This window comes from Kitasatospora sp. MAP5-34 (assembly GCF_029894335.1).
Lineage (GTDB): Bacteria > Actinomycetota > Actinomycetes > Streptomycetales > Streptomycetaceae > Kitasatospora.
In genome coordinates this window covers 1-21,231 of record NZ_JARXZC010000022.1, presented here as the reverse complement: position 1 = coordinate 21,231, position 21,231 = coordinate 1, and the positions used below count along the sequence as shown (strand labels likewise).

Sequence of the window (21,231 nt, the reverse complement as noted above, 5' to 3'; positions counted from 1 at the left end):
TGATGGAGGACCACGGCTTGCGGATCGCCCTGCTGGGAGCCGAGGAGGCGCTGGAGTCCGGTACTTCCGGATTGCTCGCGCTGTCCGAGCAGCAGGGGGTCGGCGTTCTTCGGGTCGTGGATCCGCCGGCGGCACTTCACGCGGATCTGGAACGCGCCGGATTCCTCGTCACACCGAGCTGGGTCACCTGGCTGGCCCCGGTGGGGACCGAGGACGATGCGTTCCTCGCGGCCATGACGTCCGGCGAGCGGAGCAATGTGCGCAGGGCGTTGCGTGAGACCGCGAAGCGGTCCCTGCAGATCACCGTGCACGCCCCGATGACGATGGCAGTGTTCGATGACTTCCTGGGTCTGTACGAGGCCCAGGTGGCGACGATGCGCAACGGGAGTTCCTACGCCGCGAGTTGGCGCGACGAGATAGCCGCCGATCCGGATCTGTACTACGTGGTGGCGGCCAGGGACCCGCACGGCGAGCTCTTCGGAGTCTGCCTGTGCTGGGACCAGCCCGAGCTGTCGATCACCCGGATCGCCTTCACCGCCCAGGCCGCAGCCGAGCGCCAGGGCCGGGTGGTCCGGGCGTTGTACATGACGGCGACCGCGGAGGCACGCGGGCGCGGCAGGGAGTGGATCTCGCTGGGCAGCGATCCGACTCTGTACGGACACATCACCGAGCCAGGGCTGTTCGGTTTCAAGGCGCGCCTGGGATTTCGGCCGGTTCCCACCCGGTTCCTACAACCCGCGGATCCCGATCAGGCCGATGCCGTCGTCAGTCTGCGCGGCCTGACCGACCCCACACTGCTTCTGTCGTACGCCGAGACGGGCCACCTGGACAGGGCAGCAGCGCCGGACCCGGCTGTGGCGAGCCGTTTGCCGGTGGCTGAACCGCCGCTGCGGCTGACCGTCCTGTCTACGCTGGCGGACGCCGATCTGGCCTCGCATCGTGCGGGGTTCCTCACCAGCATCAACGCCAGGACGATCTCCGGCTGAGGTTCCTGCGGGGATCCGCCGGGAGCCGGGAGCCGGGAGCCGGGAGCCGGGAGCCGGGAGCCGGTCGCCGGAGGAGCCTGACCCTGGATGTCGGACACCAGAGAGACTCGGATCTTGATGGTCCGGGTGGACAGGAGTCCTGCACCGAATCGGCGGTGGGCGCCGGTGCCCATGGTGTTGCCCACCATGGCATGCCCCATTCACTCGGTGATCGGTTCGTGTTAGCGTCCGATGATCCTGATCCACGATGCACTCCGGCCCGGCGGCCGGAGTGCATCTCCGCGTGGCGATCGGTGCAGGGCGCGCGTGCGGCGGGCCCGACGAGCTGCCCGAGCTGCCCCACCTCGCCGAAGGGGGCACGGCATGAAGATTCTGGTCACCGACCTGGACGGCACGCTGCTGGGCGGCGACCGGGCCGACCGCCGCCGCCTGCGGGCCGCGCTGGACCGCCACCCGGAGGTGGCCGTGGTCTTCGCGACCGGCCGCGCGCTTCCTTCGGTACGCGAGGTGCTGCGCGACCCGCTGGTGCCCAGGCCGCGCTGGATCATCGCCGACGTCGGGTCGAGCGTCATCGACGGCGCGGACCTGGCCCCGGTCGAGGCCCTGCAGCGCAGACTCCGCAGCGGCTGGCCCGGAGCACGGCGGGTCCGTGCCGCCTTACGCCGCCTGCCCGGCCTGAGGTACCAGCACGGCGTGGCCCAGTCCGGCCGCTGCTCCTTCCTCCTGCGCCCCGGACAACTCACGCCGGAGCTCACCGACGCCGTGCAGGCGCTGGGCTGCACCTGGTTGTACTCCGCCGACCGCTACTTCGACGTGCTGCCGCCCGGCGCGAGCAAGGGCAACGCGCTCGCGGCCCTGGCCGCCGAGCAGCACTGGCCGATGGACTCGGTCCTGGTCGCCGGCGACTCCCTCAACGACCTGTCACTGTTCGGGCTCGGCGCACACGGCGTCATCGTCGGCAACGCCGAACCCGCCCTGTTCGACGCCGTACCCGAGAACGACACCGTCCACCGTCCCGACCGGCCCGGCGCCGCCGGCATCCTGTCGGCCCTTCAGGACCTGGGCTGGGTGGAACGCGAGCATCCGCTCGTCATCGGCTACCACCGGCCGCCGGTGCACTGGACTCCCGACGGCTGGCGGCCCCCCGCGAGCCCCAACGGCATCCTGCCCACACTGCGTGCCCTGTTCGCCGCCAACCCGCAGGCGCTCTGGGCCACCGCCGCCGTGCTCGACCCCGAGGCGCCCCCGGCCGCCTTGGAACACCACGACACCGGACTCCCGCTGTCCTTCGTCCCGTTGAGCCCCGCACAGTGGGCCGGCTACTTCCACCGGGCCTGCAAGGAGACGCTCTGGCCGGTGCTGATGTCCCAGCCGGAGCGACTGCGCTTCGACCCCGACGCCTGGGGCCACTACCGCGCGGTCAACGGCCGCTTCGCCGAGCACATCAGTGCCCGCGCCGCGCCCGGCGCCACGGTCTGGCTGCACGACTACAACCTGTGGCTCGTCCCCGGCCTGCTCCGCCCCACCCGCCCCGACCTGAGGGTCGGCCTGTTCCACCACACCCCCTTCCCGCCGCCGGACGTCTTCGCCGCCCTCCCCACCGCCGGGGAGGTCCGGGCCTCCCTGGCCTGCCTGGACTGGGCCGGATTCCACACCGAGACCTTCGCCGGACACTTCCGCCAGGCCCTCGCCGACGCCCCCCGAACGCCCCGGGTGGGCGTGCATCCCCTCGGCATCGACCGCGACGCCCTCGAAGCACTGGCCCGCGCCCGCCGCCCCCGGGCTGACCCGGCCGACGGGCCGCTGGTGCTCTCCGTCGAGCGCCTGGACTACGCCAAGGCCCCCGTCCAGAAGGTCGAAGCCGTCGCGGCCCTGCTCACCCGTCGCCCCGAGCTGCGTGGACGGCTGCGGTTCCGGCTGGTGTGCCCGCCCCCCGAACCCGGCATCACCTCCCATGACGCGACCCGGCAGCAACTCGAGCGCCGCATCACCGAGGTGAACCACGCCTGGGGCAGAGCCGGTTGGCAGCCCGTCGAGTACCTGCCCCGCAGCCTGCCGTTCGCCGAGGTGATCGACCACTACCTGGCCGCCGACGTGTTCTGGGTGACCTCCCTCCAGGACGGCATGAACCTGACCGCTAAGGAGTACGTCGCCGCCCAGCACGCCGCCGGCCGTTCCGGAGTGCTGGTGCTCTCCCGCCACACCGGCGCCGCCGCCGAGCTCGGCACGGCGGCACTGCTCACCGACCCCCACTCGCCCACGGACCTCGCGGACACCCTGCACCGGGCCCTGCTGCTCGCTCCCGAAGAACGCCGCAAGCGGCTGGCACGCCTCGCCGACCTCCTCGGGCACCACCACCCCGCGAACTGGGCTGCCGACATCACCACCGCCATCCGCGACGACGACACCCCCGCCCGCGCTCGCCGTCGCGATCACCCGCACCAGTGGCAGAACCTGCTGCCTCGCGCGCCATGTGAGATTCGCCACGCAGCTGAGAATTGCGCCGACACGTCTGCGGCGGGCAGTGTGTGAGTTCTGTCAGGCCCTGCGTACGGCATGACCGGGCACCGTAAGGGTGGAGCTGAGGAACAGTCAGCATCCCACCAGGTGTTGGAATTCCAAGAACTGAACAGGTAGTCAGCCGTACGCCGCCCGAGTTGAACAGCGTCCCGTTCCCACCGGGTCGCGCCGGGTCCGTGTCTCCCGTGACCAGTGCAGGGGGAGACCAGCGTCAGGGGCGGAGATCGTCCGTGCGGTCACCTCACGGATGACGCTGGAAGGAAACCAGGTGAACCGGATCTCGGTTCGGGCCGTGGCCGTGGCCTCCGCCAGCGCCGTCACTGCAGTCGGTGCCGTCGTCGGTGTGGCTTCGGGCAGCGAGGCCCCCCACGTGTCGACGGTCGACGTCGCAGGCGCCACCCTGCTCGCCGACGTGCCTACCGGTGCGCACGCGCAGACCATCAGCGACAACCTGTTCGCCCAGGCCAACGGCCAGCAGGTCGCCGCCGACGCCGCCGCCAAGAAGGCCGCTGAGGAGGCGGCCCGTCAGAAGGCTGCCGCTGACGCGCAGGCCAAGGCGGACGCGCAGGCCAAGGCCGACGAACAGGCCAAAGCCGACGCGCAGGCCAAGGCCGACGCGGAGGCCGCGAGCCGGGCGAAGGCCAGCTCCGCGCTGCTCGCCCAGACGCCGACCAGCTCCTACAGCCCCGGCTCTGTCCAGGCGCTGGCCGCAGGGATCATCGGCGACGACACCCAGTTCCAGTGCTTCAGCCAGATCGTGAAGCGTGAGAGCGGCTGGGACTACACCGCCACCAACTCCAGCGCGTACGGCCTGGTTCAGGCGATGCCCGGCTCCAAGATGTCCTCGGTCGGCTCCGACTGGCGCACCAACCCCGCGACCCAGATCAAGTGGGGCCTGGGCTACATGAACGACAGCTACGGTTCGCCGTGCGGCGCATGGGCCTTCTGGCAGGTGCACCACGGGTACTGAGCCGGCTCGCCGCCGGTAGCGGCGGGTGCGGAGGGCCGAGCCGGCGTTCGGTCATGCCGATGGCCCGGACCGAGTGATCCTGGTCCGGGCCTCCTGGAGTTCTCCACATCAGGCATGACAGCAGCTGGGGGAATGCCTGTCAGAGCATCGGCTTGCGGCTCAGTTCGATCCGAACTTCTGCAAGCCGCCCTGGACATCGTCGAAGTTCATCACCGGCACGAAGCTGATCTTGGCGCCAAGGTCCTGGAAGAACGGCTCAGCGATGGTCGGGATGTCGGACGGCTCCTTGAGATCGAAGACGATGTAGCCGGTACGCATCCCGTCCATCGCCCCGAAGTACGCAGCCTCGGGCTTGATCCGGTCGAACACGGACTTCATGGTCCCGGCCAGCGTGTTACTCGTGATCGCCTTGTTGGCCTTCTCGGTGTCCATCTGAACTGTCAGCATGACTCTCACTGGTCGCTCCACGTTTCGTTGGCGTGCGGCACACCCGTGCCTCCCACACAGCGTGGCTGCGACCAGAGGTCTTCGCAGCCGGGGTGCGGCATCGGAGTGCAATCGCAGGGACGCGGACGGGTTGGTGTCAGGGCGCGGGCGAGTCCTGGTCGGCGGTTCGGCTTTGGCGCGGGACGGTGTCGGTCTCGTACTGCTGCAGGCGCAGGGCCACGCGGCCGATGCGGATCATCCGGCCGTGGACGCGGCGGAGCCGGGCGAGCAGTTTGCGGATGGACGTTCCGCATCGACGACGTTCTCGACCAGCACCAGCTGCCCGTCGGGATCCCGCTCGACGACGGCGAACGCGGCCGGTCCGGAGCGGATGTGATCGAGGCACACGACCTCCGTCGGCCCGATGGCCGCCCGGTGCCGATGGTGCATGTGGCCGCAGAAGTGCCATCGTGGCCGGAGGCATTCGGACAGGGCACGCAGCTCGGGACGGCCGACCGGAGTTCCCCGATGCGGGCCCGCGACACCGGACGGCCAGTCATGGGTCAGCAGGATGTCGACCTGTCCCGCCCGCCGCGCGGCCCGGCTCACCTGCGCGATCTCCTCCCCGGTGTAGTACGTGCGCTCCCTGACCGTGTCGCGGCGCGCCTTTGGAACATCGGTGATGCGGGGCGAGTGGATGCCCGACAAGAACGCCACCCGAAGGCCCGCGACCTCGGCGACCCCCGCACGGCCGAGGAAGTACACACCGTCGCTCCACCAGCCGTGGCCGACCTCGTCCAGGGCCGGCCAGGGTTCGTGGTTGCCGCCGATGAAGTACAGCGGCGCCCCCAGGTCGAGCAGCCCTTCACGGACCAACGGAAAGTCGCCGACCGTACGGTACTTCGCGGGGCCGTGGACCCCGGCCGCGTCCGCCTCGTCACGGTTCGGCTCGACATCGCCGACCGCGAGAATCGCGTCCAGCGGACCGTGCACCCGGCGGGCGACCGCCGCCCATTCGGCGAGCAGTCCGAACTCGCCATGGACATCCCCGACCACCAGAGCCCGAACAGGCCCGGCAGCCATCCCACGCCTGCGTCCCACGACCGGGTTCTCCTCCCATGACAGCTCGCCCGAAGGTAGGCGGACCGGGCCGCCGACCGCCACCCGTTTACGCGTCAGCGGTAATGAATGGCCGGCTCGGTTACGGCGCGGGCGGGCTCAGCCTTCCAGGTAGGCGAGGACGGCCAGGATCCGGCGGTTGTCGTCCTCGGAGGGCTCGAGTCCGAGTTTGGTGAAGATGTTGTAGCTGTGTTTGCTGACGGTCTTCTCGGTGACGAACATCCGGGCGGCGATGGCGGCGTTGGAGCGGCCCTGGGCCATCAGTGAGAGAACCTCGTGCTCACGAGGGGTCAGCTGCAGCAGGACGGGGTCAGCCGAGCGGTGGGTGAGGAGGGCGGCGACCACGTCGGGATCCATCACCGTACTGCCGGCCGCGACCTGCCGGACGTTGGCGACGAACTGGCCGACGTCCAGCACCCGGTCCTTCAGCAGGTAGCCCACGGCCCCGGCGCGGTCCGACATCAACTCCCTGGCGTAGAGCTGCTCGACGTACTGCGAGAGCACCAGGACGGGCAGGCCGGGGAGCTGCTTGCGTACGTCGATCACGGCGCGCAGGCCCTCGTCGGTGAAGGTCGGCGGCAGCCGCACGTCGACGATCGCGACGTCGGGCCGGTGGGTCGTCAGCGCCCGGATCAGCGAGGGGCCGTTGTCGACGGCCTCCACGACCTCGAAGCCGTTGACCTGGAAGATTCTGATCAGGCCCGCTCTGAGCAGGGCGAGGTCCTCGGCTATGACGATGCGCACGGCAGCGACATCCTTATCTCGGTGGGTCCGCCGGGCGGGCTGTCGACGGTCAGGGTGCCGTCGAAGGCCGCCAGGCGACGGTCGATGCCGCGCAGGCCGGTGCCGGTACCGGCATCGAGGGCGGCGCCTCCGCAGCCGTCGTCGGACACCCGCATGGTCAGCGAGCCCGTGGCGGCGCCGGGGTGGGGCGTGAACTCGACGGTGATCTCGATGTGTTGGGCCCGGGCGTGTTTGATGGCGTTCGACAGGGCCTCGGCGACGGCGAAGTAGGCAGCGGACTCGACCGGTGCGGGCAGCCGTCCGGGCAGGCGGGTGACCACCGTTGTCGGTATCGGGTTGACCAGGGCGAGGGCCTGCAGAGCGCCGTCCAGGCCACGGTCCGCGAGCACCGGCGGGTGGATGCCGCGTACCAGGTCGCGTAGTTCGGCCAGCGCGTCGGCGGTCGACTCGCGGGCCTCGGCCAGCAGTTGCTGGACGGCCTGCGGATCCAGGGGCAGGAGCTGTTCGGCCAGGCCCAGGCTCATGCCCAGCGACACCAGCCGGGCCTGTGCGCCGTCGTGCAGGTCCCGTTCGATCCGGCGCAGTTCGCCGGCCTGGGTGTCGACGGTCTCGGCCCGCGAGGCAGCCAACTGCGCCACACGGGTTCGTAGTTGTGCCTGCGTGGTGGGTGCCAGCAGGGCGCGGACCACCCGGGCGTTGAGGTTGGCGAGTCGTTCGGCGGTGGTGTACCAGAGAAGGAAGAACACCGGGCCGAGCGGGACCAGTGCGAACGACTCCTGGACGCTGTGCAGGCGGAAGCCGTTGCCCAGGGGTGTGCGGAACACCTGATGCGGCGTCAGCTCGTACAGCAGGGGATAGCTCAGGTAGAAGACGCCGCCGAGGAAGAGCGTGAACGACAGCCCGTAGGTGAACCATCCGGTGAGCGAGTTGGCCACCAGCCAGGCCCAGTCCCGCCAGCTCGCCGGGTCGCGCAGGATCGCCCACAGGCGTACGAGCCAACTGCCGTCCGGCGCCGGCAGGTAGGGCCGGGCGACGGGTTCGCCGAGCCGGTCGGCGGCCCACTGGCGGTGCAGGTCGGCGAACCAGCGGACCACGGCGGTGGAGAGCAGGGTCATCGGGATGCCGACCCCGAGTGCGACGACCGTCAGCGAGGTGGTCCAGAGCGTGAGCAGGGCGAAACCCAGGGCGGCGCCGAGCAGCAGTACCAGTGACCAGCCCAGCAGGCTCACCCGCAGGGCGAGGCCGGAACGCAGGGCGAGGCCGGAGCGCGGGGTGCCGCCGGGGGAGGGGCGCTCGCTGGACTGAGTCATTACGCTCCATCATCGTGCCTCGGTGCCGCGTCGATCGACCTGCCGACCGAGGCCGAGCCGCGATCGCGGGCCGGACCTCCGTTCGCAGGCCGGGGCTCAATGATGACCAGCCGGCCGACCGCCGCACAGTGGGGTTTTCTCCACCCCCGCAGTCGCGGCGCGGCAGTGCACGCGATGGCCTCGTAGCGGACCATGACATCGGCGGTCGGCCGGTGCTCTGAACACGCTTCAGGAGCTGCCCGGTGCCTTGAGCAGGGGGAGTACGACGTCGTCGAGGATCTCCTCGATGACGTGGTCCGGCGGGACCACCCCGCCCACCAGGAAGGCGTCGCGCAGCAGGTCCAGCGGTAGGGAGACCGTCCGGGGGGTCATCCGACCGGCGTTGATCTCGCCACGGTCGGCGGCGCGGCGCATCATCACCTCCAGCGCTTCCACGGGCCCGCTGGCCGTCAGCCCGATCCGGAACCGCCCCCGCAGCTCGGGGTCGCGCAGCAGGTCGACCAGGAAGCCGTGCACGGCGTCCGTCGGCAGGTCGTCGAAGCGGTGCAGCAGGCCACCCAGGAAGGCGGCCAGGTCGGACCTCAACTCGCCGGTGTCGGGCGGCTCCTGGTAGTCGGGGGCGTTGCGGTCGAGCGCGGCGATGACCAGGGCGGCCCGGTTCGGCCAGCGGCGGTAGAGCACCGGCTTGCTGGTCCGGGCGCGGGCCGCGACGCCGTCCATGGTGAGCCGGTCGTAGCCGTGCTCGGCCAGTTCGGCCCAGACGGCGTCGAGGATCGCCCGCTCCAGCTCGTCGCCACGGCGGCGTACGGGCCTGCCGCCCGTCAGGCCTGCCGCTGCTGGTCTTCCGTCCATCACCGAATCCCGTAGATACGTTGCGTTTCTTATCGGGGTCAGTCTACAGTCGAAGACAAGAAACGTGCCGTATCTTATGAGCAGGGGAGTCAGTCATGCACGCCACCCGGTCAACAGACGTCCTCGTCGTCGGCGCCGGCCCGGTGGGCCTCGCACTCGCCGTCGGCCTGGCCCGATCTGGCGCCAACTGCCTTGTGGTCGAACGTGATTCGGACTTCCGGGATCGCGGCGTCCGGGGCAAGGGCGTCAACCCGAGGACGCTGGAGGTGTTCGACGACCTCGGCGTCGTCGACGAGATCTACGCCCGAGGCGACCTCAACCTCAAGATCCGTACGTACGAGGGCAGTCGGCTCGTCCACGAGGTGGACCCGGCGCCTGCCAACCTCCCGGCGCCCGACCGCCCGCACGCCGGTGTGGTCCTGCTCGCGCAGCACCACACCGAGGCGGTGCTGCGCGACCGGCTGGCCGCGTACGGCGTCAAAGTGGAGCTGGACACCGAGCTCACCGGCTGCGCCCAGAACGGCGACGAGGTCATCGCCACCGTCCACCGGGGCCACCGGACCGAGCAGATCCGCGCCCGCTACCTGGTCGGCTGCGACGGCGGCCGCAGCACCGTCCGCAAGCTGACCGGCATCCCGTTCCTCGGCGAGACCTGGGACGAGGAGCGCTTCCTACTGGGTTCGATGCGCATCGAAGGACTCGCCCCGGAGGCCCTGCACATCTGGAACCACCCGCAACTCGGCGCCGGCGCCCTGGCGTTGGTCCCCCTCCGGCAGGACGACAGCTGGGCCGTCCACGCCTCCGTCAGCCCCGACGAGCAGGGCGAGCTGCCCGTCCCCTCCCTCGACGAGTTCCGGCGGCTGTTCGCCGAACGGGCCGGCCTGCCGGGCGTCCGGCTGCACGACCTGACCTGGGCGAGCGTGTGGCGCCCCAGCGTCCGGATGGTCGAGCAGTACCGGAGCGGCCGGGTCTTCCTCGCCGGCGACGCCGCGCACTGCCACTCCGCGGCCGGCGGTCAGGGCATGAACACCGGCATCCAGGATGCCCACAACCTCGGCTGGAAGCTGGCCGCCGCCCTGCGCGGCGCCCCCGACTCCCTTCTCGACAGCTACCAGGCCGAACGCCTGCCCGTCGCCCGCGCGGTGCTCGCCGCCACCTCCGCCCAGCACCGCGCCCTCTTCAGCGGTGGCGGCGCCCGGGCCCTCGCCGACCAGATGGTCAACCTGGCCAACACCGCCGGCGCCGACTTCACCGGCCTCTCCGTCGGCTACCGGGGCGGCCCGCTCGGCCGCGACCTCGACGACACCACCGGCATCCGGGCCGGCGACCGCGCCCCCGACGCCCCCTGCCTCACCCCCGACGGTCCCACCCGCCTGTTCGACCTCTTCCGTGGCCCGCACTTCACCCTGCTCACCTTCGCCGACCGAGCAGCACCCGTACCCGTACCCGCACCCCTCCCGCTCCTCCCCGGCCTGCGCCAGGCCACCGTCCATGACCCCGACGGCCACGCCCACCGCGCCTACGGCCTCACCGGTACCCCCACCGCCACCGTCCTGGTCCGTCCGGACGGCTACGTCGCCCTGACCGCCGGTGCCACCCACCCGGCCGAACTCACCACCCACCTCAGCGAGTTCGCCATCGGCGCCTGACCCCGCACCCCACCGCGCCGCCACCGCCCCGCTGGCACCGTAGGCCGTGACTGCTCCCCGCCCCTGACCCCGAAACCGGGGACGCAACGCCCGGTCTTTCGAGAATCCCTGACACCTTCTGTCAGTGTCTCCTGCGGAGTTGGCGAGCATCGGCCTCGTCCAGGCAGGACGTCGCTCAGAGCGCTTCGGGCCCGGGCGGCTGTGCGTCCACGAGGACGTGGCCCGCCGTGGCGCGGTAGTAGAGGACCGACCGGCCGGCGGTTCACCCCGAGACCGCGTCCCGGAGGTGGGACATCGCCAGGGCGCAGAGTTCCGAGGTGTGCGGGCCGTCCGTCGACGTCACGCTGCAGAAGAGCCGGCCGTCGAATCCGAAGACGGCCACGAGTGGGGTGCCGGACAGGCTGGTGTGGGCGGCGGCGTACACGGCGGTCAGCCGGAGGGGTCCGTAGTCGGTGGGGACGGGCGCGCGCATGTTGCTGAGGGAGACGTCGAAGACCGTCCGCTTGGCCTCGCTGCGCCCGAGGAGTGAGCTCATGGTGGCGCGGGGGAGGTAGCGGAGCAGGCGGTGGATCCGGACCAGGGGCAGGAGTTCCTCCGGCCGCAGGGCCTGCTGGATGTCGGCTCCGGCGCGGCGGGCGAGGTCCCAGGGGTCGGGCCGGGCGGCGCTGTCGAGGGTCGTCAGGAGGCTGGTCGCGTAGAGGCCGAGGGCCTCGCCCGGGGAGGAGGTCAGCAGCCGTCGTAGATCCACCGCGACGGCGATGCCGGCCGGGCCGGGCCGGCCGAGTTCCGCGAGGGCGCGGGCGAAGGCGGTGGACAGGGCGGCCGTGACGGTGGTGCGTTCGGCTCGGCAGCGGGCGAGCAGGGCCGAGGTCTCGGGTGTGTCCAGGCGCCAGGTGGTGTAGGCGAGTTGGCGGCCCGCACGTGGGGCGCGGCCGCTGCCGCGCAGTCGGCGGGTCACTGCGCGCAGGTCGCCGAGTCCGGCGCGGCGGTCGGGGAGCAGGTCGTCGGCGGGGGCGGCGAGGACCGGGGACATGTCGGCGGCCGGGTCGGCGATCCGTCGCAGCAGATCGCGTAGCACGAAGGTGGCGGACAGGCCGTCGGCGATGAGGTGGTGGTAGATCCCGACGAGGTCGAAGGAGCCGCCGGCCTCGACCAGGACGAAGCGGGCCAGCGGGCCGACGCGGATGTCGAACGGTCGTTGGAGTTCCTGCTCGACGATCCGGGCCCAGCTGTCCGGGGCGGTGGCCTTGACGACGTGCAGCTCCGGGTCCGGTACCCCGTCGGTGGTGAGCCAGGCCCGCCAGGGGCCGGGGTCGGCGATGCGGACGGCGAGCAGTGGGTGGCGGTGCCGGGCGGCGGACAGGGCCTCGCGCAGGAGGTCGGGAGTGGTCCGGCCGTGGATCCGGCCGGTCATGCCGATGTTGACGGGGAGTACCTCGCCTGCGGCCCACAGGAAGCGCTCGGTCGGTGAGAGTCGTCGGCGCATGATGGTGTCCTGGTTCTGGGTAGTCATTCTTAAGCCCGCGCACAATTCTGAATATCGGCCAGTGTGATGTATTGACATTTTGGTGCCGTCGTAAATTCGCAAAGTGGCACGGCCGCAATTCGCACAGGCGCACGCCATCGGCCTCGGCGGGCGGGTTTCATGGACCTTTATACCGCCCGCCGAAGACCCGTAATGACCTCAACTGTTCGGTCGGGCACCCACGTTCGATATCGGTTCGCGCAACTCTGCCCGCCGGTGTCGCTACGCCGTGTGGGGCGCCCGGAGTCCTAGGGTCGCTACACGTCAGGAACTTCGTCGATGGAGCGGCCCATGCCGGATGTCTTCCGAAAGCAGTCGCCACACGCCTTCTACCGCGCCATGGTGGAATCCGGGACTCGCCCGTACTACCGCGCGCTCTCCATGCGCGGCACCGAGGCCGCCGTTGAGGGAAAGCGGCTGATCATGGTCGGCTGCAACGACTATCTGGGACTCTCGACAGATCCCCGGGTGGTGGCGGCCGCCTCCGCCGCGCTCGGCCGCTTCGGTGCCTCGTGCTCAGGCTCCCGGGCACTCAACGGCACCTTGACGCTCCATGAGGAACTGGAGGGCAGGCTGGCGGAGTTCCTCGGCCAGGAGGCGGCGGTGGTGACGACCACCGGCTTCCAGACCAACCTGGCGATCGCGGCGTTCCTCGGGACGAACGACGCCGCCTTCGGGGACATGTCCAACCATGCCTCCCTGGTGGACGGCATCCGGCTGGGGTTCGGCACCCATCACCGCTACCGGCACTCCGACATGGACCAGTTGGAGAGTCTGCTGCGCGCAGCGGATCCCGGAGTCGGCAAGCTGATCGTCACGGACGGCCTGTTCTCGATGGGCGGCGACCTGTGTCGCCTCCCCGAGATCGTCGCGTTGGCCCGCCGCTACGAGGCCAGGGTCGTGGTGGACGGCGCCCATGACATCGGGCTGCTCGGCGCCGGCGGACGGGGTGTGGCCGAGCACTTCGGGTTGATGGACGGCGTCGACCTGGTCACCGGGACGCTGTCGAAGTGCTTCGGGTCGTCCGGCGGGATGCTCGCCGGACCTCGGAACGTCATCGACTACCTGCGCTACACCGCTCGTTCACTCCTGTTCTCCGCCGCGATGCCGGCGGCCGCAGCCGCCGCCGGCCTCGCCGCGCTGGACATCATCGAGTCCGAACCCGACCGCCGGCAGCGGGTCTTCGACCTGGCCGAGCGGCTGCACAACGGGCTGCGCGCTCTCGGCTACGACACCGGCGAGTCGGTCACCCCCGTCATCCCGGTCCATGTCGGCGACGCGGAGCTGTGCCTGCGCGCCTGGCAGGAGCTCTTCGATGCAGGGGTGTTCACCAACGCCGTCGCCGCGCCTGCGGTGCCCCGGGGCCGGGCGCTGCTCCGGGTGACCGCCCAGGCCACCCACACCGACGACCAGGTGACCCAGGTCCTAGACGCCTTCGCGCTGGTCGGACGGCGACTGGGCCTCATCCCGAAGGCGGCGCCCGACGGGTACGAGCCGGTACTCATCGCCCGGCAGCGCCGATCCGTGGAGGTGGCGCGGTGACCGTCGTCGTGACTCCGGTGCGAGGGCGCCGCGACACCACCGCCTTCATCAAACTGCCGTACCTCGTCTACCGCGACGACCCGCACTGGGTGGCCCCGTTGGAGCGGGAGCGGCGAGCCTTCCTGAACCGTCGGCGCAACCCGTTCTTCGACTTCGGGACGGCCGAGCTGTTCCTCGCCCGCCGTGGTGACGAGATCGTGGGCCGGATCGCCGCAGTCATCGACCCCCGGTACAACGCGCGGCACGACCCGGGCCACGGCCTCTTCGGCCTCTTCGAGTGCGTCGACGACGTCCAGGTCGCCGAGGCGCTCTTCGCGGCTGCGGCCGACTGGCTCGGCGGGCACGGGATGACGGCGATGCTGGGGCCGCTGAGCTTCTCCACCAACGAGGAGTGCGGCCTGCTGACGGAGGGCTTCGACAGTCCACCCACGGTGATGATGGCGCACAACCCGCCGTACTACCGCCGGCTCCTCTCCGGGTGCGGCTTCGCCAAGGCCAAGGACCTGTGGTCCTGGCGGCTGCCGATGCCGCGCGGGGGTGAGCTGCCGCCCGTCTTCGACCGGGTCGGCGACCGGGCCCGCCGCCGGGCGAACGTCACCATCCGGTCCCTCGATCCGAAACGGTTCGACGAGGACATGGCCCAGGTCAAGGAGATCTACAACGCGGCGTGGTCCCGGAACTGGGCATCCGTCCCGCTGACCGACCGCGAATTCGACCACCTGCTGAAGGAGTTGAAGCCGGTACTGCGGCCGGAGCTGGTGATCCTGGCCCAGGTCGACGGCGATCCGGCCGCGTTCACGATGTGGCTGCCGGACGCGAATCAGGCGCTGCGGGCGGCGCGCGGACGGCTGACCACCTTCGGGCTGCCGACCGGGCTGGTCCGGATGGCCCGCGCCGCCCGTCGGATCGACCGCGTACGCGCCATGGCCGGCGGCGCCAAGGAGAAGTACCGCCACTCGGGCCTCGTTCCGGCCGTCCTCACCCAGGCGCACCGCGCGGCGCACCGCCTGGGCTACCGCGAGACCGAGTTCTCCTGGGTGCTCGAGGACAACGCCCAGAGCAACCGGCTGATCCAGGCGACCGGTGCCGTCCGGTTCCGTACCCATAGCCTGTATCAGCGCGTCATCGACCCGGCCGACACCTGGCCGCAAGGACGGGTCACCCCGTGAGGTGTCTGGTGACCGGCGCCACCGGCTTCATCGGCCGGATCCTGCTCCGCCATCTCGCCGAACGCGGCTACGAAACCACGGTGTTGGTGCGCGATCGTGGCCGGCTCCGCGCGGACGCCGAGGCGGTGCGGGTGGTCGAAGGCGATCTCCGTACGGGACGCGGCCTGGACGAGGCGGTCAAGGGCGTGGACCGCGTCCTGCATCTGGCCGGGGTGATCAAGACCCTCCGGCCAGGCGAGTACGCCGAGGTCAACACGGCGGGGACCGGGCGCCTGTGCGCGGCCCTCGCCGCCGCGCCGAGCCCGCCACGCCTGGTCTACTGCTCGTCCCTGGCGGCAGCCGGGCCGTCACTGCCGGGCCGTCCGCGTCGGGAGGACGATCCGCCCGCGCCCGTGTCGGCGTACGGCCGCAGCAAGCTCGGCGGTGAGCGGGTCCTGCACCGGCTGGCGGACCACCTGCCCGGGGTCGTCGTCCGCCCGCCCATCGTCTACGGCCCGGGTGACCGCGAGTTCCTGCCGGTCCTGGCGGCCGCCGTCCGGCGCGGTCTGGTGCCCACCTGCGGGCCGGGCCCGCACCACTACTCGGTGATCCACGTCGACGACCTGTGCCGTGCGCTGCTCGCGGCGGCGGACGCGGACGTGAGGGTCGGGCCGGAAGGCACGACGGAGGGGATCTTCCAGGTCAGCGACGGATTCCACTACCGCCTGGCCGACCTCACGGCGGCCGTGGCGGCCGCCGTCGGGTGCCGCCCACCGAGGCTGCTGCCGGTGCCGGTTGCCGTGGCGACGGCCGTGGCCTTGGGCGCGGACCTGGCGGGGAGAGCCCGGGGCACGGCGTCGATCTTCAGCCGGGACAAGGTACGGGAGTTGAGGCACAGCACGTGGACCTGCGCCACCGACCGCGCCGCACGCGAGCTCGGGTTCTCCCCGGCCGTCACCCTGTCGGCGGGTCTCGCCGAAGCGGCCTGCGCGGCCACCCGCGCCGGTTCGAGCGGATCACCGCAGGGCACTGCCCATCACCGTGGCGTCGACCCGGAGAACGGCGGTTGACCCCGTTGCTGCAGTTCACCCGGCTCATCCCGGCGCTGACGTACCTGGAAGGGGTCCCTCCCTACCCAGGAGCAACCCGGTCTCGTACGCTGATCGTTCATGGGGGATGAAAGATCATCAGGTGTCGTGCTGGTGCAGGGCCGGACCCGGATCTGGGTGGCCGACGGCGCCGTGCACTGGCAGCAGGGGCGGGAGCACACCGTAGTGCCGGGCTCCTGGGTGCGCCGGGTCGAGCACGACGGCGGGCGGCTCACGCTGGAGCTGTTCGACGACAGGTCGCTGACGGCCGGCCACAAGTTGCCCGAGGTCGCCCGGGCGCTCGCCGCCGAGATCGAGCCGCTGATCGGCGACGCCCCGGGCCCGGGCGAGCGCCCGCCGATCAGCGACGTGACGCCGCCGCCCGTGCCGGTCCGGGCGGCGAAGGCGGCGGTCAGGGCGGCGAAGGCGGCGGTCAAGTGGATGTCGGAGTGGTGGTATTTCGCCGAGCCGTTCCAGAGGTTCCTGCTGTGCTACGGGATTCTGGGCCTGCCGGTCGCCCTGCTGGTCGCTCCCGTGTGGGCCGCACTGCCGGCCTGGCCGATGTTCGCGGCCGGTCTGGGGGTGGTGCGCTGGTCCCTCAAGATCTTCAACCCGCGCACCTACTGGTCGGTGTGGCGCCGAGGTGTCACCGTCCGGGCCTACTTCACGCCGGACTACCGCAGCGATGCGATCGTCGGCGCCTACTGGGCGGATTACCAGACCATCGAAGGCCACGCCCGCAGTAGGGTGCAGGTCCGCTGGCACAACCGGCGCGGTGAGGTGCGCTACGACCTGCGCGACACCTACCGAGCGCTCGCCCCGACCCGCGTGATGTGGTTGGTCGACCTGCTCGGGGCACTGTTCGTCGGCGGCCTGATCGGGGTCGGGCTGATGACGCCGTATCCGCTGGTGTTGGCCCTGGGGCTGGCCCAGTTGGTGAGCTAGCCCTGCCGGGAAGCGGGCGGTGCCGCGCAGGGCGACGGTGGGCTCATGGGCGCCGCTCGCTGACGGTGAGCTGTTCGGTGAGCTGTTCGGTGAGCTGTTCGGCGAGGTGGCGGGTCAGGGCGGCCAGGGAGTCGAGGACGGACTGCGTCGTGGGTGCCGAGGTGCCGGGGATGGTGCCGAGGTCGCTGGGGAAGCGGTACTCGTGCCGGTACACCTCGCACATCGCGCTGAGATCGGCGACCCGCCGCCAGGCGGGGGTGCCGAGTTGGACGCCGCCGGCCGACAGCTGTCGGGCGACGGTGGCGACGTCGAGCAGGGCGGGCGGGGTGGTCGGCAGGCCCAGTGCGCCGACGGTCTCCGTGATCGTCGCGGCGACCTGGGCCGGGACGGTCGAGTACGACGGTCCGGCCGCCTCACCCGTTCGGGTGCGGTGGTGAGTGGGCGTCCGTGCGTGCCGATCCGCGCCCGTACCCTCCGGCACGCGCGCGGTCGTGACTCGGGCGTACTACTCCTCGTTCTCCGCCAAGCGAGGGATCGGCTTCCCGCGCCGGGCCATCTCGGCCTCGAAGAGGCGTTGCAGCTGCTTTGCGCCCTCATCGAGGACGATCGGGGTGTCCTCGTCCAGGATGACGCCCTGCGCGCGCAGCCGCTGGTCCTGCACCATGATCGGATCCTCCGGGTCGTGCTCGGAGGGACGGGGACTCTCGGGGCCGTCCGGGCCGAACCGGATCATGCGCTCGACCCGGATGATCCGCAGGAGCCGGTCCTCGACGGTGACTTCGCAGCTCTGCTCGGCGTCGAGCCGGTCCGCCGCCGCGCAGTAGACCGCCTGTTGCTCGGGGGTCAGCCGACGCTCGACCGGCTCGCTCACGCGCAGGCGCATCGACAGGATGTCCCGGGCGCGGAAGGGCGTGGGCGCGTCCATCATCCCGGTCGGACGCCACCTGCCGCCCACCCGCTCTGCGACGGTGAAGGCGGCCGGCAGCAGCACCACGCCCGGGTGCGTCCGGCTTGCCCGCAGCGCGTCCTCGCAGACGTCCGGCGGGAACTGGCCCTCTGCGGGCAGCAGTTGGATGAGGTCGGTCTTCAGGATGCCTTCGGAGGTGCCGGTCGGCACGGTGGGGTCCATGACGAAGCCCGTCGCCGGGTTCAGCTCGTCGGTGATGTCGCGCTGCTGGTGGTCGTCGGGGTCGCTGGAGCGGGGCGGCTCGGGCCCGTCCGGGCCGCTGCGGATGAACCGCTCGGCCCGTACCACGCGGTGGCGGGCGTCCAGTTCGACCTCGTCGATCTTCTCCCAGTCCAGCCGTTCGGCCAGCGCCTGGTACCGCTGCTGCGACTCGGCGTCGCCGGCCTCCTCCGCCCGGGCGGCCTGCCTACGGCAGATCGAGCCCAGGTCGTCGCGGGCCGACTGCGGATAGATCTCGACCATCGAGGAGTGCAGCTCCCAGCCGCCCTGCTCGCGCTCGCGGGCGATTCCGAACGCCGGGTACCCGGCCGAGAGGATCTGCGGATATTTCTCGCGCGCCGTCCACGCCTCGACATCCGCGAGCTCCGCCACCGGATCGTCCGGGGCGGCCATCCTGATGGTCAGGTAACCAGGGGCATCGTCAGCGAAGTTCACCATGGGCACATGATGCAACCAGCTGACCACCGAGCGCAGTCAAACGGCCCGCCTGTCCCCTCCCGGGGGACCGGACGACGCCTGCTCCCGGTCCTCACCTTCGACACCGCCGCGACCGTCACCGAGATCCACCCAAGGTGCTCACACAGACCCTGCGACGCCTGGAGGACACGGGGCTCGTCGACCGCACCGTCTACCTTGCGGTGCCCCTGCACGTGGAGTACGCCCTGACCGACCTCGGTCGGAGCGGGGCCGTGCCGCTGCGCCTTCTGCGGAGCTGGGTCGAGGAGAACATCGACAGCACCACCGGCGTGCCGGGCTGGCGGGAGGCGGGGCTGTCGGTGGTCGAGTAGCCGCCGGTCGGGCTGTCGGGCCGGTCATTCCCCGCCGGACGTTCCACACCGGAGGTGCCTGGAGCGGCCGTCAATCGGTCGGTCGGTGGGCGCCGGCGGCTGTTGGGGCGGCCCAGGCGAGCAGCATCTGGAGGGCATCGTGGGACGAGGTGTCCGGCTGGGCCGCGTACGTGATCAGGGCCTGGTCGGGGTCGTCGGCCACGCGCAGGGTCTCGTAGGTCAGTTCCAGGTCGCCGACCACCGGGTGGTGGAACCTCTTGATGCCCGAGGTCTTGTCCTGGACCGGGTGTTCCGCCCACCAGCGGCGGAAGTCCGCGCTCTTCATCGACAGCTCCCCGATCAGGTGTGCCAGTCGTGGGTCGGCGGGCTGGTTCCGGCCCGCCTCCAGGTGGAGGTAGGCCACGTTCTCGCGGGCACAGGAGGACCAGTCCGCGTACAACGCACGGGAGGCCGGGTCGAGGAAGGTGATCCAGGCGATGTTGCGCTCGGCCGGGTCCATGGCGGTGTAGTCGCCGAACAGGGCGCACGCTGCCGGGTTGCAGGCCAGGATGTCCAGGTGCCGGCCGATCACCAGTGCCGGGACGTCCTTCAGCTCGTCCAGTAGCCGCTGGAGCATGGGCCGCACGACCTGCCGACGAGGCTGGGGCCGGCGCGTCGGACGGGTGGTGTGCTGCGGTCGGGCCAGGCGGTGGAGGTGCCGGGTCTCCTCGTCGTTCAGCCGCAGTGCGCGGGCGAGGGCGTCGAGCACGGTGTCCGAGGGGTTGGCCACTCGGCCCTGTTCCATCCGGGTGTAGTAGTCGACGCTCACCCCGGCGAGCTGGGCGATCTCCTCGCGGCGAAGGCCCGCGACGCGGCGGGTGCCGCCGAAGTCCGGCAGGGCGACATCCCGCAGGTTCAGGCGGGCGCGGCGGGTCCGGAGGAAGTCGCTCAGGCTGGTCGCGGTGGTCATGCGCCGATTGTGGCTGATCGTGGTGGTGTGCTGCCTGGCCCTGCCGGTACCAGGCAGGGCAGGCGGTCACCAGCACGTCGTTCCCGGCAGACGTCAGGCCTGACGGGTCGGCAGGATGATCGACTGGCGCAGGTTGACGTGCCGGGGACGGCTGACGGTGTACGCGACGAGGTCGGCGATGTCCTCGGCGGCGAGGGCGGGGATCACGGTGAACAGCCCGCCGAGCTGCTCGCGCAGGGCCGGGTTGTCGATGTGCCCGCCGAGTTCCGTGTCCGTCAGGCCGGGCTCGATGGTGCTGACCCGGACGTCGCGCGGGCTCAGCTCGGTCCGCAGCGCGGCGGACAGCTGGGTGAGGGCGGCCTTGGTGGCCCCGTACACGGCGTAGTCGGGGAAGAGGACGTGCGAGGCGATCGAGGAGACGTTGACCAGGTCGGCGGTCCCGCCCTCGGCGGCGGCTGCGGTGAGGTCGGGGACGAAGGCGCGGATGACGCGCAGGGCGCCGGTGAGGTTGGTGTCGATCATGCGGGTCCACTCGTCGATCCGGCCGTCGGCGAGGGGGTTGGGCAGCATCACGCCGGCGTTGTTGATCACCAGATCGACCCGGCCGTAAGCGTCGTGGACGGCCTTGGCGGCGGCGTCGACGGAGGCCTGGTCGGTGATGTCGGCGGTGACGGCGAGGGCCTGGCCCCCGGCGGCGGTGAGTTCGGCGGCCAGTGCGTCCAGCCGGTCGGTGCGCCGGGCGAGCAGGGCGACGCGAGCGCCTGTTGCGGCGAGCAGGCGGGCGGTGGCCGCGCCCATGCCGCTGGCGGCTCCGGTGACGACGGCGGTACGGGCGGCGAGGGCGGGGTAGCTCATGGGTGCTCCGAAAGTTGGCAGGTGGCCCGGGCGGCCGGTGCCGTGGGCTGATGAGGACCACTCTGTGTCCGGCCGGGACGGCGAACCAGAGCCCTGCCGCTCCCTGGGAGAGCCGGTGCCACCCTGGGCCGACCTGCCCGTTCCGTCGGCCGCCAGTCCCGCCCTTGACTCCGGTGGCGTCGAGGTCTAGTGTTCTCCGAGCTGCCTGACAGGGAGAACCGGACACGCTCGGCGCGGACGGTCCCGGGGTAGCCAATTCTCTGAACCACCACTTCTCTTCCCGCCCGGGTCGTGCTTTGTCGCGGCTGGGTGCGAATTGTTGTGCGCGTTTATCGGGTTGCGGTCGGATTCGCTTTACGGAGCTGAGTTCAGCTAGGGTTTGAGGCGTCGGACGGGCCGTCAGGTCGGCTCCGGCGGAGGCTGGGAGGCAGGAAAGACGGTCAGGGAAACCTGATAGAGTCTGGATCGCCGAAAGGCCGAAGGAAAGCGGATCGGACGAACGAAACTCCGGAAAACGGAGCGGAAATCATCTGATAAGCTGGAAACACGAAAGAACGAACGAAGCGCCCGGAGAGCTTGCGAGAGCGGCTTGAAGGAAGCGTCCGTTCCTTGAGAACTCAACAGCGTGC

General features: G+C 71.2%; 20 protein-coding genes. 9 read left to right on the top strand and 11 right to left on the bottom strand.

Annotated features, from left to right (window positions below; genetic code table 11):
• Positions 1 to 2: 2 nt before the first annotated feature.
• The 3 genes from P3T29_RS19010 to P3T29_RS19000 all read left to right on the top strand — a co-directional run bounded on the left by P3T29_RS19010 (position 3) and on the right by P3T29_RS19000 (position 4,476).
• Positions 3 to 986: a GNAT family N-acetyltransferase gene (locus P3T29_RS19010; RefSeq protein ID WP_280717703.1), complete on the top strand. Its 984-nt coding sequence runs from the start codon at positions 3 to 5 to the stop codon at positions 984 to 986.
• Positions 987 to 1,349: 363 nt separating this feature from the next.
• Entirely contained in the window at positions 1,350 to 3,518 is a 2,169-nt protein-coding gene (locus P3T29_RS19005; RefSeq protein WP_280717702.1) for a trehalose-6-phosphate synthase, read from the top strand.
• 256 nt (positions 3,519 to 3,774) lie between these two features.
• Positions 3,775 to 4,476 (top strand): transglycosylase SLT domain-containing protein, encoded by a 702-nt coding sequence (locus P3T29_RS19000; protein WP_280717701.1) that lies wholly within the window; start codon positions 3,775 to 3,777, stop codon positions 4,474 to 4,476.
• 159 nt (positions 4,477 to 4,635) lie between these two features.
• Here P3T29_RS19000 and P3T29_RS18995 read toward each other — a convergent pair whose 3' ends face one another.
• From P3T29_RS18995 to P3T29_RS18970, 5 genes are all read right to left on the bottom strand, one after another.
• Positions 4,636 to 4,923: a DUF3303 family protein gene (locus P3T29_RS18995; RefSeq protein ID WP_348532842.1), complete on the bottom strand. Its 288-nt coding sequence runs from the start codon at positions 4,921 to 4,923 to the stop codon at positions 4,636 to 4,638.
• Positions 4,924 to 5,157: 234 nt separating this feature from the next.
• Positions 5,158 to 6,003: a metallophosphoesterase gene (locus tag P3T29_RS18985; protein ID WP_348532841.1), complete on the bottom strand. Its 846-nt coding sequence runs from the start codon at positions 6,001 to 6,003 to the stop codon at positions 5,158 to 5,160.
• A gap of 117 nt (positions 6,004 to 6,120) precedes the next feature.
• The gene (locus P3T29_RS18980; protein WP_280717699.1) at positions 6,121 to 6,765 is read right to left on the bottom strand and encodes a response regulator transcription factor; all 645 of its coding nucleotides are present in this window, start codon (positions 6,763 to 6,765) and stop codon (positions 6,121 to 6,123) included.
• Positions 6,750 to 8,075, bottom strand: a complete 1,326-nt coding sequence (locus P3T29_RS18975; RefSeq protein ID WP_280717698.1) for a sensor histidine kinase — start codon at positions 8,073 to 8,075, stop codon at positions 6,750 to 6,752. Before P3T29_RS18975 ends, P3T29_RS18980 begins: the two co-directional genes overlap by 16 nt.
• 228 nt (positions 8,076 to 8,303) lie before the next feature.
• The gene (locus tag P3T29_RS18970; protein WP_280717697.1) at positions 8,304 to 8,927 is read right to left on the bottom strand and encodes a TetR/AcrR family transcriptional regulator; all 624 of its coding nucleotides are present in this window, start codon (positions 8,925 to 8,927) and stop codon (positions 8,304 to 8,306) included.
• Between the two features lie 95 nt (positions 8,928 to 9,022).
• On the opposite strand from P3T29_RS18970, the gene P3T29_RS18965 reads away from it, so the two are divergent.
• A complete protein-coding gene (locus P3T29_RS18965) occupies positions 9,023 to 10,576 on the top strand; it encodes an FAD-dependent monooxygenase (protein ID WP_280717696.1) in 1,554 nt (517 codons plus the stop codon).
• 262 nt (positions 10,577 to 10,838) lie between these two features.
• On the opposite strand, the gene P3T29_RS18960 is transcribed toward P3T29_RS18965, so the two are convergent.
• Complete coding sequence (locus P3T29_RS18960) at positions 10,839 to 12,089, bottom strand: condensation domain-containing protein (RefSeq protein ID WP_280717695.1); 1,251 nt, start codon at positions 12,087 to 12,089, stop codon at positions 10,839 to 10,841.
• 303 nt (positions 12,090 to 12,392) lie between these two features.
• Between P3T29_RS18960 and P3T29_RS18955 the strand changes: the two genes are divergently transcribed.
• The 4 genes from P3T29_RS18955 to P3T29_RS18940 all read left to right on the top strand — a co-directional run bounded on the left by P3T29_RS18955 (position 12,393) and on the right by P3T29_RS18940 (position 16,824).
• Complete coding sequence (locus P3T29_RS18955; protein WP_280717694.1) at positions 12,393 to 13,643, top strand: pyridoxal phosphate-dependent aminotransferase family protein; 1,251 nt, start codon at positions 12,393 to 12,395, stop codon at positions 13,641 to 13,643.
• Positions 13,640 to 14,812 (top strand): N-acetyltransferase, encoded by a 1,173-nt coding sequence (locus P3T29_RS18950; protein WP_280717693.1) that lies wholly within the window; start codon positions 13,640 to 13,642, stop codon positions 14,810 to 14,812. The genes P3T29_RS18955 and P3T29_RS18950 overlap by 4 nt, the downstream gene beginning before the upstream one ends.
• A gap of 8 nt (positions 14,813 to 14,820) precedes the next feature.
• Entirely contained in the window at positions 14,821 to 15,861 is a 1,041-nt protein-coding gene (locus P3T29_RS18945; protein WP_280717692.1) for an NAD-dependent epimerase/dehydratase family protein, read from the top strand.
• Positions 15,862 to 15,960: 99 nt separating this feature from the next.
• On the top strand, positions 15,961 to 16,824 hold the full coding sequence (locus tag P3T29_RS18940) for a hypothetical protein (RefSeq protein WP_280717691.1): 864 nt from the start codon (positions 15,961 to 15,963) through the stop codon (positions 16,822 to 16,824).
• A gap of 43 nt (positions 16,825 to 16,867) precedes the next feature.
• On the opposite strand, the gene P3T29_RS18935 is transcribed toward P3T29_RS18940, so the two are convergent.
• Both P3T29_RS18935 and P3T29_RS18930 read right to left on the bottom strand, forming a co-directional pair.
• Positions 16,868 to 17,305, bottom strand: a complete 438-nt coding sequence (locus tag P3T29_RS18935) for a hypothetical protein (protein WP_280717690.1) — start codon at positions 17,303 to 17,305, stop codon at positions 16,868 to 16,870.
• Positions 17,306 to 17,329: 24 nt separating this feature from the next.
• The gene (locus P3T29_RS18930; protein WP_280717689.1) at positions 17,330 to 18,448 is read right to left on the bottom strand and encodes a DUF5954 family protein; all 1,119 of its coding nucleotides are present in this window, start codon (positions 18,446 to 18,448) and stop codon (positions 17,330 to 17,332) included.
• Positions 18,449 to 18,582: 134 nt separating this feature from the next.
• Between P3T29_RS18930 and P3T29_RS18925 the strand changes: the two genes are divergently transcribed.
• Entirely contained in the window at positions 18,583 to 18,798 is a 216-nt protein-coding gene (locus P3T29_RS18925) for a helix-turn-helix domain-containing protein (RefSeq protein WP_348532840.1), read from the top strand.
• Between the two features lie 70 nt (positions 18,799 to 18,868).
• Here P3T29_RS18925 and P3T29_RS18920 read toward each other — a convergent pair whose 3' ends face one another.
• The 3 genes from P3T29_RS18920 to P3T29_RS18910 form a co-directional block, all read right to left on the bottom strand.
• Complete coding sequence (locus P3T29_RS18920) at positions 18,869 to 19,747, bottom strand: helix-turn-helix transcriptional regulator (protein WP_280717688.1); 879 nt, start codon at positions 19,745 to 19,747, stop codon at positions 18,869 to 18,871.
• Positions 19,748 to 19,840: 93 nt separating this feature from the next.
• Complete coding sequence (locus tag P3T29_RS18915; protein WP_280717687.1) at positions 19,841 to 20,602, bottom strand: SDR family oxidoreductase; 762 nt, start codon at positions 20,600 to 20,602, stop codon at positions 19,841 to 19,843.
• Between the two features lie 399 nt (positions 20,603 to 21,001).
• The coding region (locus P3T29_RS18910) for a hypothetical protein (RefSeq protein WP_280717686.1) at positions 21,002 to 21,231 on the bottom strand (230 nt) is incomplete at its 5' end.